The 14,880-nt window shown below is 54.0% G+C and carries 18 protein-coding genes and 1 tRNA gene; 6 read left to right on the forward strand and 13 right to left on the reverse strand.

Going from position 1 to position 14,880, the window contains the following annotated elements; translation table 11 throughout:
* The 11 genes from ACTCIA_RS14470 to ffh all read right to left on the reverse strand — a co-directional run.
* Window positions 1-646, reverse strand: a 646-nt coding sequence (locus ACTCIA_RS14470; RefSeq protein ID WP_463002522.1) for a Rossmann-like and DUF2520 domain-containing protein, incomplete at its 3' end; no start/stop codon positions are given.
* A gap of 278 nt (window positions 647-924) precedes the next feature.
* Window positions 925-1,797, reverse strand: coding sequence for a 16S rRNA (cytidine(1402)-2'-O)-methyltransferase (gene rsmI, locus ACTCIA_RS14475; protein ID WP_463002523.1), 873 nt, complete (start codon window positions 1,795-1,797; stop codon window positions 925-927).
* 6 nt (window positions 1,798-1,803) lie between these two features.
* Window positions 1,804-2,175 carry a YraN family protein gene (locus ACTCIA_RS14480; RefSeq protein ID WP_463002524.1) on the reverse strand — a complete coding sequence of 124 codons (372 nt, stop codon included), beginning with the start codon at window positions 2,173-2,175 and terminating at the stop codon, window positions 1,804-1,806.
* 1 nt (window position 2,176) lies between these two features.
* Window positions 2,177-2,848, reverse strand: a complete 672-nt coding sequence (locus tag ACTCIA_RS14485) for a ribonuclease HII (RefSeq protein ID WP_463002525.1) — start codon at window positions 2,846-2,848, stop codon at window positions 2,177-2,179.
* Window positions 2,849-2,868: 20 nt separating this feature from the next.
* Window positions 2,869-3,213, reverse strand: coding sequence for a 50S ribosomal protein L19 (gene rplS / locus ACTCIA_RS14490; RefSeq protein ID WP_463002526.1), 345 nt, complete (start codon window positions 3,211-3,213; stop codon window positions 2,869-2,871).
* Window positions 3,214-3,444: 231 nt separating this feature from the next.
* Window positions 3,445-4,023 (reverse strand): RNA methyltransferase, encoded by a 579-nt coding sequence (locus ACTCIA_RS14495; protein WP_463002527.1) that lies wholly within the window; start codon window positions 4,021-4,023, stop codon window positions 3,445-3,447.
* Window positions 4,001-4,750, reverse strand: coding sequence for a tRNA (guanosine(37)-N1)-methyltransferase TrmD (trmD, locus tag ACTCIA_RS14500; RefSeq protein ID WP_463002528.1), 750 nt, complete (start codon window positions 4,748-4,750; stop codon window positions 4,001-4,003). Before trmD ends, ACTCIA_RS14495 begins: the two co-directional genes overlap by 23 nt.
* Window positions 4,751-4,807: 57 nt before the next feature.
* Window positions 4,808-5,317, reverse strand: a complete 510-nt coding sequence (gene rimM / locus ACTCIA_RS14505; protein ID WP_463002529.1) for a ribosome maturation factor RimM — start codon at window positions 5,315-5,317, stop codon at window positions 4,808-4,810.
* A gap of 16 nt (window positions 5,318-5,333) precedes the next feature.
* Window positions 5,334-5,567: a KH domain-containing protein gene (locus ACTCIA_RS14510; RefSeq protein WP_181551094.1), complete on the reverse strand. Its 234-nt coding sequence runs from the start codon at window positions 5,565-5,567 to the stop codon at window positions 5,334-5,336.
* 61 nt (window positions 5,568-5,628) lie between these two features.
* On the reverse strand, window positions 5,629-5,889 hold the full coding sequence (gene rpsP / locus ACTCIA_RS14515) for a 30S ribosomal protein S16 (RefSeq protein ID WP_463002530.1): 261 nt from the start codon (window positions 5,887-5,889) through the stop codon (window positions 5,629-5,631).
* A gap of 16 nt (window positions 5,890-5,905) precedes the next feature.
* Window positions 5,906-7,237 carry a signal recognition particle protein gene (gene ffh, locus ACTCIA_RS14520; RefSeq protein WP_463002531.1) on the reverse strand — a complete coding sequence of 444 codons (1,332 nt, stop codon included), beginning with the start codon at window positions 7,235-7,237 and terminating at the stop codon, window positions 5,906-5,908.
* 139 nt (window positions 7,238-7,376) lie between these two features.
* On the opposite strand from ffh, the gene rlmN reads away from it, so the two are divergent.
* Both rlmN and ACTCIA_RS14530 read left to right on the forward strand, forming a co-directional pair.
* Complete coding sequence (gene rlmN / locus ACTCIA_RS14525; RefSeq protein ID WP_463002532.1) at window positions 7,377-8,465, forward strand: dual-specificity RNA methyltransferase RlmN; 1,089 nt, start codon at window positions 7,377-7,379, stop codon at window positions 8,463-8,465.
* Between the two features lie 258 nt (window positions 8,466-8,723).
* A complete protein-coding gene (locus ACTCIA_RS14530; protein WP_463002533.1) occupies window positions 8,724-8,921 on the forward strand; it encodes a cold-shock protein in 198 nt (65 codons plus the stop codon).
* Window positions 8,922-8,999: 78 nt separating this feature from the next.
* Here ACTCIA_RS14530 and ACTCIA_RS14535 read toward each other — a convergent pair whose 3' ends face one another.
* Complete coding sequence (locus tag ACTCIA_RS14535) at window positions 9,000-10,529, reverse strand: S1 RNA-binding domain-containing protein (protein WP_463002534.1); 1,530 nt, start codon at window positions 10,527-10,529, stop codon at window positions 9,000-9,002.
* 345 nt (window positions 10,530-10,874) lie between these two features.
* Between ACTCIA_RS14535 and ACTCIA_RS14540 the strand changes: the two genes are divergently transcribed.
* Window positions 10,875-12,545 (forward strand): long-chain-fatty-acid--CoA ligase, encoded by a 1,671-nt coding sequence (locus ACTCIA_RS14540; protein ID WP_463002535.1) that lies wholly within the window; start codon window positions 10,875-10,877, stop codon window positions 12,543-12,545.
* Window positions 12,546-12,718: 173 nt separating this feature from the next.
* Here the strand turns inward: ACTCIA_RS14540 and ACTCIA_RS14545 are convergent, their stop codons facing one another.
* Window positions 12,719-13,129 (reverse strand): pyridoxamine 5'-phosphate oxidase family protein, encoded by a 411-nt coding sequence (locus ACTCIA_RS14545; protein WP_463002536.1) that lies wholly within the window; start codon window positions 13,127-13,129, stop codon window positions 12,719-12,721.
* A 230-nt stretch (window positions 13,130-13,359) separates the two neighbouring features.
* Between ACTCIA_RS14545 and ACTCIA_RS14550 the strand changes: the two genes are divergently transcribed.
* From ACTCIA_RS14550 to ACTCIA_RS14560, 3 genes are all read left to right on the forward strand, one after another.
* Entirely contained in the window at window positions 13,360-13,695 is a 336-nt protein-coding gene (locus ACTCIA_RS14550; RefSeq protein ID WP_463002537.1) for a DciA family protein, read from the forward strand.
* Window positions 13,692-14,426 carry a tRNA1(Val) (adenine(37)-N6)-methyltransferase gene (locus ACTCIA_RS14555; protein WP_463002538.1) on the forward strand — a complete coding sequence of 245 codons (735 nt, stop codon included), beginning with the start codon at window positions 13,692-13,694 and terminating at the stop codon, window positions 14,424-14,426. The genes ACTCIA_RS14550 and ACTCIA_RS14555 overlap by 4 nt, the downstream gene beginning before the upstream one ends.
* A gap of 118 nt (window positions 14,427-14,544) precedes the next feature.
* Window positions 14,545-14,636: transfer RNA gene (locus ACTCIA_RS14560), tRNA-Ser, on the forward strand.
* The last annotated feature ends 244 nt before the right edge of the window (window positions 14,637-14,880 follow it).

Genomic DNA, 14,880 nt, shown 5'->3' on the forward strand with positions numbered 1-14,880 from the left:
CGGTCACAAGGGGCTTTAGCACATTCCAGGAATCCGCCGGGGCCACCCCGGAGACCATGATCAGCTGCAGTGAAAGATTCATGAGAGTGACCAGGTAATTGGAAGCGGCCACAGCAGATGCGTGATAAAGCCGTTTGCAGTCGGTCCGGATTTCAAACGGGCTGGCCCCGAGGCTTTCGGCAATCTCCCGGGCTGCGGCAACAGCCGGTTCCTGACCCTCAACAGCCATCATGATCCCGGCAAAGGGATTTTGTTCGATGTTTTCATCAGCAAAGCTCTGGAGCGGATGCAGGCTGCCGATTTTCGCACCACAATCGGCAACTGCGGCCAGTTCCGTTGACGGCAGGGCCCCGCTGCAGTGAAGCACCACTGTGTCCTTGCCAACGCCCTTGTATTCGGCGATTTTCTCCGCTGTTTCCCGGATGGCGCCATCAGGGGTCGTGATCAGGACGATATCCGCTCCGGGTGTGACATCCCAGGGTTGAACCGAAGCCGGGGCACTGGATCCGGCGGCTTCAGAAGCCCGTTTTGCAGAAGAAAGACTGCGGCTGGCAAATCCCGCAGGCCGGTACCCTGCTGCTGCAAGGTACCGGGCCATGGCGGTTCCAACCCTTCCGCAGCCCACAGTGGTAAAACTTTTTTTCATATCCCGGCCTCCCCTTTTGTCAGGATTTTTGTTGAACCGTAAAGCCAATGAATTATAACATATTCATTCTCATGTGCATTTCAAACCGCATCCAAAGTTGATGGCACCGTAAAAAGTCTAATTTCAGATGGTGCCGTAAAGTTCAAGATCAAGGCTTGCGCAATTTCGAAGAATGCAGCGTACTTAGCCGTACGTGAAATTCTGAGAAATTGCGCGTAACGCAGATATTGGATTTTTACGGCGCCATCAAAACTGGGGGCCGGCAGCGCAACAGCAACTTATCGGTTCTCCTGGATCTGCAAGATCATTTTATAAACCCGGCCTTTTGGCAGGTTGTATTTCCGGGCAAGCTCTGCTGCAAGCTTTGAGGGAGAAACCATTTGCCCGGCCAGGGCGGTTTCAATTTCACATTGGATCTCCCGGTCCACTTCCCCGGTATCCCGGCTGTCTTCAGTAAAGCCGGAAACCAGCACGGTGATCTCGCCCTTGATGGATTCGCGCCGGCTGATTTCATCGCGCAATTCGGAAAGGCTGCCGCGTAAAAACTCTTCGTAGCGCTTGGTGATCTCCCGCGCCACCACCGCCGGACGGTTTCCCAGATAATCGATCAAATCCTGCAAAAGCGCCTCCACCCGCCTCGGAGATTCATAGAAAATCAGGGTCTGCCGGGCACCGGACAGGCGGGTGAGCAGTTCCTGCCGCTGCTTTTTCTTTTTGGGAACAAACCCTGCAAAGCAGAAACTGTCTACGGCCAGCCCGGATACGGACAGGGCGGCAACAGCAGCACACGCCCCGGGAATAGGCACCACTTTGATGCCCGTCTCCAGTGCCGCGGCCACAAGCCGGTAGCCGGGATCTGAAACCATGGGCGTACCGGCATCCGATACCAGGGCAAGCTGGCGGCCGGATTCCAGTTTTTGCAGCAGAAGCGGAATTCTTTGGGATTCGTTGTGTTCGTGACAGGAAAGCAAGGGGGTTTCAATGGCGTAATGGGCAAGCAGCCTTGCGGTGTGGCGGGTGTCTTCAGCGGCGATAAGATCTGCGTTTTGCAGCACTTCCACGGCCCTGTAGGTCATATCTCCCATGTGGCCGATGGGTGTGGCCACCACGTAAAGTATGCCGCCTGCCGGGTTTGGCCGGGTTGTATTCATGAAGACCTATCCGTAGGCCAGGGCAAAGGCATTGGCAATGATTTCCACCCGGCAGTGTTTTTGCCCGGCATCCACGCACACCACGTCAAAACGCGCCTTTTTGTCGGTCTGGCGTTTCTGCTTGAGATAGCCCAGGGCCACCCTGGAAATCTTCTGCTGCTTTATCCGGTCCACAGCCGCCTTGGAAGGTCCGAAGCGGTCCGAGGATCTGGACTTTACTTCCACAAATACGATGGTTTCACCCTGGCGGGCAATCACGTCGATTTCGCCAAAGCAGTTGCGGTAGTTTCGGTCCAGGATCTGATACCCGTTTTTTTTTAAATGGGCAATGGCCAGGGATTCCCCCAGACGCCCGAACTTTTGGGATTCGATTGCCATCTCAGGTGCTTTCTGAAAAACCGGTAAAGCAGGCGGTTCTTTCCGGATTTGGGCTGAAATACCGGTGATTGTGGCGGTTCACCCCTTTAAAGCTGCGGCGGTGAATGGGGCACCAGCCGTGCTCTTCCAGTGCCCGGGCGTGGGCCCGGGTGGGATAGCCCTTGTGGCCGGAAAACCCATACTCCGGATAATCCAGGCTGTATCTTTCCATAATCCGGTCACGGGTGACCTTGGCCACAATCGAGGCCGCGGCAACGGAAATGCTGCGCAAATCCCCCTTGACAATGGTCTGTTGGTAAATTTCTGCGCCAATGGGCCACTGGCCGTCTATCAGCAGGCAATCGGGTTCGGGGCAAAGATTGTCCACAGCCATGGACATGGCCTGAAGCGAGGCCTGCAAAATATTGATCCGGTCGATTTCAACAGGGTCCACAATGCCGATGCCAACGGCCCTTGCATTTGCGTAGATCTCGTCATGCAGCCGCAGCCGGACCTTGGGAGAAAGCCGCTTGGAATCGGTAATGCCGGAAACGGCAAAATCGTCTGAAAGCATCACCGCTGCCGCAACCACCGGGCCGGCAAGGGGGCCGCGGCCCACCTCGTCGATTCCGGCAATACGGCAATATCCCTGACTTTGCGCCTGGTGCTCGAACTGCCGGATCGATTCGGCCATGGACAATTTCCTGATAGTACTTACTTGCGGCGCAGCTTCATTCGTGCCGCCTTTTCCTTCAGCCCGCGCAGGTAATAAATCTTGGAGCGCCGCACCCGTCCTTTTTCCACCACTTCCACCTGCTCAAGGGCCGGGGAATGCAAGGGAAAAATTCGTTCCACGCCAATGCCGTAAGACACTTTTCGTACTGTGAAACTGGCGTTGATCGTGCCCTTTTTCATGGCAATGACCACGCCCTGGAAAACCTGGATCCGCTCTTTTTCCCCTTCCCGGATCCGGACGTGCACCTTTACCGTATCCCCAGGCTCAAACCCGGTGATATCCATTCTGAGCTGTTCTCTTTCAATCTGTTTGATCGCGTCCATAATCGCCTCGCAATAGGGTTTGTCAGACCCGCCGGAAAAGGGCCGGGACCTGAAACGTTTAAATTCTGATCCTTAAAATTGATGGTTTCGTAAAAACCAAGTTTTCAGATGGCGCCGTAAAAAGTTCAAGATCCAGGCTTGCGCGATTGCCGAAGAATGCAGCGTACTTATCTGTACGTGAAATTCTGAGGAATCGCGCGTAACGCAGATATTGAACTTTTTACCGCGCCATCAAAATTCGCCGCCCAGAAGCCGGTCAAGCATTATGGCGGCTGCCGAACGCACGGAAAGATGATTATACCCCGATCCGGTTGCAATCGGCGCCAGCCGGAAATCCGCCTCATTCATGAATTCAGCCGTCAGTCCCCAGGCCGTGCCCAAGGCCAGCACCCAGGCGGCATCTTGCTTGGCCAGGGCCCGGCTGAGTTCCGGATATCCGATCTGGTCCGGGCTGTCTGCCGCACTGGTGGCCACCACCCGTACAGGCAGATCCTCCTGCCGGCAGATCTCTGTTGTCACCTGGTTTAAGCTTTCCCGGATACGGATCAAAGTCAGGGCCCGGCTGCGGTCCGGGTTGTACACAGCACCGGCACCGTCTGTCCAGTGACCGATGATCTTTCGGGCAAAAGCCTGCTGATCCTCCAGGGGGGTGACCACATAAAATCCGCTCACCCCGTATGTTCGGGCGGCCCTGGCAATATCATGGAGATCAATGCTGGTAATCGCCGAGGCAATGGTACTGCCGTCCTTGCTCCTGACCGGATGATGCAGCAGGGCCAGGTAAAGCTTAATCCGATGCAAGGGCTTCAAGTCGGCGGCACCATTTTTGAACAATCTTTTTTTCCGGCTCTGTCAGCCCTGTCTGCTCCAGCAAATCCGGGCGCTTTAAAATCGTTCGCAGCAGCGCCGATTCCCTGCGCCAGTCCTCTATGGCCCGATGATTGCCCGAAAGCAAAACTTCGGGCACCTGCTTTTGCTCAAAAACCCCGGGCCGGGTGTAATGGGCGTGCTCCAGACGGCCGGCTGAGAAGGAATCGCACTCTGCCGCATCCGCTGCTCCCAGCACGCCGGGAATATGCCGGATCACCGCATCCATGACCACCATTGCAGGCAGTTCCCCGCCAGTTAATACATAATCGCCAATGGAGATCTCGTCATCCACATATGTCTCGCAAATCCGCTCATCCAGTCCTTCATACCGGCCGCAGACAAAAATCATCTCTTTGCAGGCCGCATACTGCCGGGCCGTGTCCTGATCAAAGCGCCGGCCCTGGGGGGTGAGCAAGACCACCGGCGCTTCGGGCAGTTCGGTTTTGGCCTTTTCAATGGCAGCTGCCAGGGGTTCGGGCTTCATGACCATGCCTGAACCGCCGCCATAGGGCCGGTCGTCTGTCACCTTGTGCCGGCCCTCGGCAAAATCACGGATATTGACGGGTTCCAGGCCAATTTTGCCGCTTTCAACTGCCCTGCGCATGATCCCGTGGCCGGCAAATGCATCAAACATTTCAGGAAAGATCGTCAATACGCAAAACCTCATCTTTCCCGAAATCCTTTCCTTCACTATCTTCGGCCCCGCGGATTTTGTGCTTCCCGGTTAAAGCCCCTCGGGAAGATCCACGACCATCTTGCCGTCTTCCAGGTCAATTTCCCGCACCACTTGTTCAATGGCCGGAATCAGCTGCTCGTTTTGTCCTTGCCTGACCACGAAAACATCATTGCTGCCGGTTTCAATCATGGATTCCACCCGGCCCAGAAAACCGCCGTCGGTTTCGTAAACCGCCAGCCCGATCAGATCACACCAGTACCATGTATCCGGCTCTGCAGGCGGCAGGGCGGATCGGGGCATAAAAAGGGATGCGCCGGAAACGGCCTCTGCGCTGCTTCGGTCGCCGACCTCTGCAAATCCAACGAGCAGGCCGTTTTTATGGGAACGGGCCGTCTCTATGCGGTATTCAGCAGGCTGGCGATCCGGGGCTTCAACAATTACCCGGGAGCCGGGCTGCAGATGGATTTGTTGATCCACATATGCAGCAACCCGGACCTCCCCGCGAATACCGTGAGGTCGGGTAATTTTTCCGATCAAAAGAAGCTTGTCCGGGTCCATGTGCAGACGGCTTTGATTATTCCTCGATAATCTCAAGAACAGTGCGCTTCTTGACCTTTGCCGAAGCGGCATTCAATATTGTCCGCATGGCCCGGGCAGTCCGCCCCTGCTTTCCGATCACTTTTCCCAGATCCTCCTTGGCCACTTTGAGCTCGAGGACCGCTGTCTGGCCGCCTTCCACCTCGGTCACGGTCACTTCATCAGGATTGTCCACAAGCGCCTTTGCGATGTACGTGATCAGCTCTTTCATTTGACCCCTCTCCTTCATAGAATGGCTGCTGGAATATTGGGATTCGCGGACAAGCTATTTTTTATGCTGATTTTACTGCTTCATAAAAACCCTTTTGCTTTAAAAGGCTGTTGACGGTGTCGCTGGGGATGGCTCCGTTATCCATCCAATGGGCGATTCTGTCGCTGTTCAGCGTCACTTCGTGGGGATCCACCATGGGGTTGTAGGTGCCCACGGTTTCCAGAAACCGGCCGTCTCTGGGATAGCGGCCGTCTGCCACGACAATGCGGTAAAACGGTTTCTTTTTCGCACCATGCCTGGACAATCTGATTCTTACTGACATTTTCCTGCCTTCCTTGTTAAAACGGCATCATGTTCCGGGTCATTGCCCGCATGCCGCCCTTGTTGAATTTCTTCATCATCTTTAACACCTGGGAGTAATTTTTCAGGAGCTTGTTGACGTCCTGAACTTTTGTCCCGCTTCCCTTGGCAATCCGTTTTCTTCTGCTTCCGTTGACAATATTGTGGTTGCGCCGCTCGGCCGGGGTCATGGAGTTGATGATCGCCTCGATGCGCACCAGTTCGCGTTCGTCAACGTCTAACTTGTTTAGCTGCTTGCTCTTGTTTGCACCCGGGATCATCTTGATCAGATCATTGAGCGATCCCATCTTTCTCACCTGGGTCATCTGGTCCCGGAAATCCTCCAGGGTGAACTCGTTTTTCCGGAGTTTCTTTTCCAGGTCAGCGGCCTTTTTTTCATCCACCGCATCCTGGGCCTTTTCAATAAAGGAGAGCATATCACCCATGCCCAGAATCCGGGATGCCATCCGGTCCGGATGAAACTCTTCCAGGGCATTGGTTTTCTCCCCGACACCGATAAACTTCACCGGCTTGCCGGTAACCGCCTTAATGGACAAGGCCGCCCCGCCCCTGGCGTCGCCGTCCATCTTGGTGAGCACGATGCCGCCAAGATCCAAAGCCTGGTCAAATGACTCGGCCATGTTGACCGCATCCTGGCCGGTCATGGCATCGGCGATCAGCAGAACATCCGAGGGCTCGATGGCTTTCTGGATCCGGGATAGCTCGTTCATCAATTCCGAATCCACATGCAGCCGGCCCGCGGTATCCAGGACCAGCGTATCACAGCCTTCAGACGGCGCCTTTTGCCGGGCTTTCTGCGCGATTTCCACCGGATCCATGTCCGGGCTGGAATCAAATACCGGCACTGACAGCTGCTCGCCGAGCTTTTTGAGCTGATCAATGGCCGCCGGCCGATACACGTCCAAAGGCACCAGATACGGTTTTTTGCCGTTTTTGCGCAGATGAACCGCAAGCTTTCCGGCCGTGGTGGTCTTGCCCGAGCCCTGGAGCCCGACGAGCATCACGGCCTGGGGCATGGCCCCGGAAAGATTGAGCGCCTCGTTTTCCGATCCCATCAGGGCGGTCAATTCTTCATTGACGATCTTGATGACCTGCTGGGCCGGTGTCAGACTTTCAAGCACCTCCTGGCCGATGGCCCGCGCCCGGATATCTGCGATCAACTGCTTGACCACCCGGTAATGCGCATCTGCCTCCAGCAAGGCCATGCGCACTTCCCGCAGGCCCTCGTCAATGTTTTTCTCCGAGAGCTTGCCGTGACCCTTGAGTTTTTTAAAAACCGAATTGAGCTTGTCGCTTAAATTGTCAAACATAGAGCTGATTCTCGTATGGCCGCAAAAATGAATCCGTTGAAATTAATATTTACATCCTGGAATGTCAAGTATAATAATGTGTTTTCCAGTGCCCGGATAAACCGGATTTCTTTTAATTCATATTACATCCGAACCCGTTATGATTCAACCCCGAAAACAAGATAAAAAACCCGATATCCGCGATATCTCCCGGAACGAGCTGATTTCGTTTTTTGCCGGCCACGGCATGCGCAGCTTCAGGGCGGACCAGGCCCTGCAGTGGCTTTATGCCCGGCGGGTGCAACGCTTTGAGGATATGACCAACCTGGCAAAAGAGGCCCGGGGCCTTCTGGCGGATCATTTCACCATATCCCGCCCTGAGGTGCGCGACGTGCAGGTTGCCGAAGACGGCACATGCAAATTCCTGTTCGGCCTGGATGACGGCAATTGCGTGGAATCTGTGCTGATTCCGGAAAAAGACCATTACACGCTCTGCATTTCCACCCAGGTGGGATGCGCCATGGGATGCGCCTTTTGCATGACCGGAAAAACCGGTTTGATCCGAAACCTGAGCCGGGCCGAAATTATCGGCCAGGTTATTTCATGCCAGGACGAGGCGGCGGTCCGGGGTGGCATGCGCCTGTCCAACCTCGTGCTCATGGGCATGGGAGAGCCCCTGGCCAATTATGACAATGTTGTTGCGGCCCTGGGCGTCATCACCGACGGCAACTGGGGCCTGAAATTTTCCACCCGGCGGGTGACCCTGTCCACGGCCGGCCTGGCAGAGCGGTTTGATGACCTTGCCGGAGATACCCGGGTGCGGCTGGCCGTCTCTTTAAACGCGGCAGACAACACCACCCGGGACCGGCTGATGCCGATTAACAAAAATATTCCCATAGAACGGCTCATTGCGGCCTGCACCCGATACCCCCTGCCCCCGCGGGACAAAATCACGTTTGAATACATTCTGATAAAAGGCATCAATGACTCGGAAAAACACGCAAAGCAGCTTGCAAAACTGCTCCGGCCCGTTCGGGCCAAAATCAATCTCATCCCGTTTAACCCGCATCCGGATACATTGTTTCAGCGCCCGGAAAACGCTGCCATAGAGGCCTTTCAGTCCGTTCTCATAAAAAACAACTACACCGCCATTATCCGCTGGAGCAAGGGATCAGACATTGATGCGGCCTGCGGCCAGCTCCGGGGTGCTCACAGTGCAAAAGGCCCTGACTGCAGCAGTGACCGATAGGGACCGCCCGCGCATGGCTTTCTTGTTGATTTTCGCAGTGCAGGAACTTTAAGGCAGGAAAAATTGCTTGCGGCAAATGTTTTTATTGACAAACGCGTTTTTGCCATTTAATTTATCATAACATATTCGATTTGCATTCGAATATGGTACAAAGTTGGGTCCAGCAATTCGGGGTACGCGATTTCGTTCAAGCAAAGCCTTCCGAAGCAGCGCCTGAAAGTTTGTACGGATAACTTATGAAAGGAGGTGGCTCGTTTAATGGAAGGTCGGGTAAAATGGTTTAATGAAAAAAAAGGCTACGGCTTTATCGAAACCGATGAACACGGCGATGTATTTGTGCATTATTCAAACATCGACGGCTCCGGTTTCCGAACCCTGAATGAACTGGATCGCGTAACCCTGGAAGTACAGGACTCCCCCAAAGGGCCCCAGGCGATTAATGTAAAGCGCATCTAAACTGCACCACATTCATCAATCGCCCGAAAAAATGCTTTTTCAAGCCGGGACCGGCAACGGTCCCGGCTTTTTTTATACTTATTCGGAATTCGGATCCGTCTGGCCCTGATCCTCGAAACGCTGCTTGAGAAGGCGGCCCAGATCTGTTTCAGCAGACTCTGTGCCGGTCTGGGTGCTTTTTTTACCGTCTCCGCCCGCATGCGATTTTTTTTCATCCCGCAATGTCAGCCGGATTTTGCGATCCGACGGCAGCACTTCAATGACTCTGGCCTCCACATCCTGACCCGTCCGGAAGCTCTCCAGGGGATTTTCCCCCTGCCCGTGGGGCAGCTCCGAGAGATGGACAAGCCCCTGGATGCCTTCCTCAATTTCCACAAAAAGTCCGAATTCGGCAATATTGACCACTTTTCCGCTTACCTGTGTACCGGGCGCGTATTTTTGGGGAAGTTCCTGCCACGGATCCGGGCTCAGCTGCTTGATCCCGAGGTTGACGCGCTGATTTGCCCGGTCAATTCCGAGAATCTTGGCCTGCACGGTCTGGCCCTTGCGAAAATGCTCGGCCGGCTTGACCGGCTGGGTCCATGAAATATCCGAGGCATGGACCAGGCCGTTGATGCCCTCCACGATTCCCACAAACAAGCCAAAATCCGTAACCTTTTTAATCCTGCCTTCGATCACCGTGCCAATGGGATAATTCTGCTCCAGGGTATCCCATGGATTGGGGCTCAACTGCTTGACCCCGAGCGAGACTTTTCTGCCCTCGGCATCCACATCCAGGACTTTCACCGTGATGGACTCGCCTGTTTCATATAGCTTTGAAGGATGCTGACGAACAGGGGTCCAGGACAGATTGCTTACATGAACAAGCCCGGTGATGCCGCCGAGATCCACAAACAAACCGTAATCAGTGATATTGGTGATGGTTCCCGCCACCACGTCGCCGATACGGAGTCGCTGTATGGCCTCTTCCTGGTCCTTGCGGCGCTGGGCCTCCACCAGCACCCTCCGGGAAATCACCACATTTCTTTCCGACTTGTCAAACTGAAGGATTTTAAACTCGTGGTCCGTGCCGATCCATTCATCCGGATTTTTTGCCGGCTTGATATCGAGCTGGGATGCCGGCAGAAAAGCCCGAATGCCGATATCCACAAAAAATCCGCCCTTGACCCGGGATATAATACGTCCCTTCACGGTTCCTTCAGCTTCGAAAATTGCGCCCAGTTGCTCAAGAAGCTTTTCAGTGCGCACTTCCTCCCGCGACAGGATGGGATATCCGTCTTCATCCTTGCCGGCAAAATACACTTCCACCCGGTCGCCCACCTGCAGGTGGACCCTGCCGTCTGCATCGGCAAATTCCCTGGCCGCAACCTCGCCTTCATACTTGTAGCCGATATCCAGCAGAACCTTGTCACGTTCCAGACCAACGACCTCGCCTTCCACAACCTGGCCGCTTTCCACCGGCCTGAAACTCTCCTCGTACATGGCCATCATCTCGGCCATGCCCGGACCTTCTTCATCCGGTGCCCCGGAAGTATTGTCAGTATTCATATCTTTATCTTCATGGTTGAAATCTTCGATGTCATGATCATCCATTTTTTTGCCCGCCATGGATATATCCACCTCCAGAAAAAGTAATCCGATAAGCCCGGTCAATGCCGGACCATGCCTTCAGACAATGTCTGCCCTGCTTCAAGCAGAAAATACAGCAAACACAACGGATAATAATTTTAAGGTAAACATGGGGTGTAAAAATGCAAGGCAGCCGGCAAAGCTCTTTAGCGTGCCCTGGAAAGTGTTCGAAATAGCCAAACAGCATTCAGGGTTGATTTTCTTTTTAAAATATTCTACGAAATATACGTACATAAAACCGGCTGCCGTGATTGATTAAAACGGCGTGGACAGCGTTTAACCCCTGATTCAACATGGACAAAAACAGGAGGCAATGGAAGCGCAATGGAAACAAGGTTCTGGCACAAAAATTATGACTACAACGTTCCGACCTCGGTCCGGTATCCCCAGATTCCGGTTCATGAACTGGTCCACCTTGCTGCAAGCATCGTTCCCGACAAACCGGCCACAAACCTCTATGGCTCGGAAATCACCTTTAGTGAGCTGCGGAAGCAAATTGTGCGCATGGCCAATGCCCTTGCCGGGCTGGGGGTCAAAAAGGGCGACCGGGTCGGTGTTCATCTCCCAAACTGTCCCCAGTACATCATTGCCTATTATGGGGCCATGTCTCTTGGCGCCATTGTTGTCAACCTCAATCCCATGTATACTGCGGAAGAACTCAAGGGGCTTTCGGAAAATACCGGTCTGAAAACCCTGTTCACCCTGGATCTGGTGCTGCCCAATGTCCGGACCCTTTGTCAGTCCGTGGAAATAGACAACATCATTGTCACCCGCGTCACCGATTATATTGACGGTTTTGGCGTAAGCACACCCCGGGAACTGGAACTGGAACAAGGCTGGTATCATTTTTCCCAGCTGCTTGACAGCTGCACCAACACCGTGCCGCCGCGGATATCGGTCACCCCTCAGGATCCGGCCCTGATTCAGTTTACCGGCGGCACCACCGGGCTTCCCAAGGGCGCAGTGCTTACCCATCGCAACATTCTGGCCGCAACCATGTGCGCCAACCTGTGGGGTGCCCACCTGAATGACAACACCCCGGTGGAAAAACGCAATGTACTGGCCATGCTCCCGTTTTTCCACGTATATGGCGATATTGTGGTTTTAAACTGGGCCATGTTCGCCTGCGCCACCATGATCCTGGTGCCGCGCTTTGATATCGAAGAAATCATGGGCATGCTCGAAAACATTCCCAGAATCCAGTTTTTCCCTGCCGTACCCACCATGATCGGCGCGATTTTAAATCACCCCAAAGCCGAGTCCATGGAACTGGACCGGAAATTCAGCCTGTTAAACAGCGGCGGCGCCCCCTGCCCGGTCAGCCTCATTGAGCGGGCCAGGGATTTAAACATTTCTTTCAGCGAAGGCTGGGGAATGAGCGAAACCAGCGCAATGGGCATTGCCAATCCCAACCTCGGACTGAAAAAACCCGGCAGCATCGGCATTCCCATCCCGGACAACGATGTCAAACTCGTGGATCCCGCCGACGGGGTCACCGAGGTCAGGCAGGGCGAACGCGGAGAACTGCTGCTCAAGGGACCTCAGGTCATGACCGGCTACTGGAACAACCCGGAGGAGACCGCCAACCAGCTAAAAGACGGCTGGCTGTATACAGGGGATGTGGCCATCCAGGATGAAGACGGCTACATCTTCCTTGTGGACCGGACAAAAGACATGATCATTGCCAGCGGCTATAACATTTATCCAAGAGAAATCGACGAAGTGCTCTACCGGCATCCCAAGGTGGCCGAGGCCGCGGCCGTGGGCGTGCCCGATGAATACCGCGGCGAGACCATCAAGGCCTTTATCACCCTGAAATCCGGAGAAACGGCAACAGAAGAGGAAATCATGGAATTCTGCAAAGACAAGCTTGCGGCCTACAAGCGGCCCAAAATGGTAGAATTCCGCGACAGCATTCCCAAGTCCGCCGTGGGCAAGGTGCTGCGAAAAAACCTGCGGGCGGAAGAAGAAGCCAAGGCCGGCAAAAAGAAATAATGGCCCTTATTTGAAACAAAAAATGACTTTCAAAGCTGTTTGCTGAACTCAATACAACGAGACGGAAAACAGATCCGGATCTTTTTTTACTCCAAAAAAAATTGCGCCTCCTGCCGAACTTGCCGCAGGGGGCGCAATTGATCTTTTTGTAGAAAAATTTACTCTGGGAAAAGTTACGCCAGTTTCTTGCCCGCACCCGGGCCCGGGGCCAGGGCGTAAATCTCTTCAATTTGGATGATCACCGCGCCCTTGGATTTCAGCGGCGCACCCACCTTGTTGCCCAGTTCCTCGATCCATTTGGCGGTTTCTTCAAAACGCTGCCCGGAGGTCTCAATGGTCGCCGATCCCTTGATCTGGTATCCCTCATGGCCCTCCCAGAAAGACACGGCCACCTTTGGATTGGACTTGAGATTGGCCAGGGTCTTGTTGAAAAACTGGTCAGAGATCAAAATGGTTTCATCATCAATGATTTTTTTGGCCCCTACGGGTACGGCATTGGGGGCACCGTCTGCGGTAGCGGTTGCCAGTATAGCGGTGGGTACCTTGTTAAACAATTCCTGCATCCGCTCTGTCATTTTTGCCATGATCGGTTTCCTCCTTTTTCTGGTTTCCTGTAATCCTCGTGTATACGATAAACCATGAGAAAATAAAAAGCATTTACTCAAAGTAATATGATCAATGATCCGGGATCTGTCAAGGTATGGATTGCGTTGCAATCCGAATCTAACCATGATACAGGCAAAACAATACAGCAAGTCAAAACAATTGCAGCCCGCGCCTGCCAGGGCGCCCGTATGAGGTGCAGACAAACAACATGAGCCGGCCCAGATACCGAAACGAGCAATTCAGCCATATCAGCGATGTGCTCTCCGCACTGGTGGGGCAGCTCCGCCGGGAATCGCATTCGGATTTGTCCCGGATTCAGCAGATCTGGCAAAACGTACTCGATCCCGTCATCGCAGAAAACAGCCGCCCGGCCGCCCTGAAAAACGATGTTTTGCTGGTGCATGTGGCCAGTTCCACTGTCACCCAGCAGATGCGCTTTCTTACTCCCGGGGTCATCGAGCAGATCAACCGGGTCATGGGAGAAGGCCGCATCCGCCGGATCCAGTATAAAATCGGCACTGTGTCATCTTCGGCCGACTCATGAACCAGCCTGCTGATCTCACATCTGACACGTTTTTCAACGGATCCATCTCGGTAAAACAGCCGCCCGGCGGATACCGGTTTTCCATTGATGCGGTGATCCTGGGCAACCTGGCGGCAGTACAGGCAGACGACCGGGTCCTGGACCTGGGCTGCGGCTGCGGGGTCATCCCCTTGATTCTGGGCTACAGGAATCCCGGCATCGGGCAGGTGTTCGGCGTTGAAATCCAGGCGGAGCTGGCCGGCATTGCCCGATTAAATGCATCAGAAAACCACATGGACAGCCAAATCCACATTCTGCACCAGGACATGAAAGCCGTTGTTCCTGAAGACACCGGCGGCACAATGGATGCGGTTGTCTGCAATCCACCTCATTTTGCAAGACATTCAGGCCGCATCAACCCGGATTCCCAGCGCGCCGTGGCCAGGCACGAAATCGCAGTCACCCTGGCTGATGTCACTGCCGCAGCCGCCCGGATGCTGGCCCCGGCAGGCCGGTTTACGGTGATATACCCTTGTGAACGCCTGGTGGATCTGGTTTCTGCCATGCGCACTGCGGGCATCGAACCCAAGCGCCTGCGCATGATCCATCCCAGGCCCGGGATTGAGGCCAAGCGCGTTCTGGCAGTGGGCATCAAGGGCAAATATCCGGGCATGAAAATTGATCCCCCGCTTTTTATCCGAAACGACCCGGATCATTATTCCCCGGAACTCCAAACCATGTTCGGGCCCTGAGCCGGTTTGCCAAAACCCCGCCAACTTTCCGTTTGACAAAAAAAGCAAATCCGGATAGTTTGCCGCATTATTCACACCAACGGCTTTCCCATCAAAGCCGTTATGCACAGCAGTTCGCGGAGAGGTGGCCGAGTGGCTGAAGGCGTCGGTCTCGAAAACCGGTGTCCCGTTTGCACGGGACCGTGGGTTCGAATCCCACCCTCTCCGCCATATATCCTTTTGAAATTATTAAATAAAATCATATCATGTGCAATTCCGGGAAAAGCTAAAATAACTATTTGGTATTGCGCTAAATTTAAACAATGAATTTGTGCAAACAATTTGCAAACACGCACGCAAACGAATATAGAAGCCTGTCAAATGGTTATCTTCAGTCTTTAACAGGTAAAACAAACTGAAATCATTTATAAAATTAAGCAGTCGAACCAGAAACATTCGCCAGCGTGGGGCGAAT

The organism is Desulfosalsimonas sp., assembly GCF_055149105.1.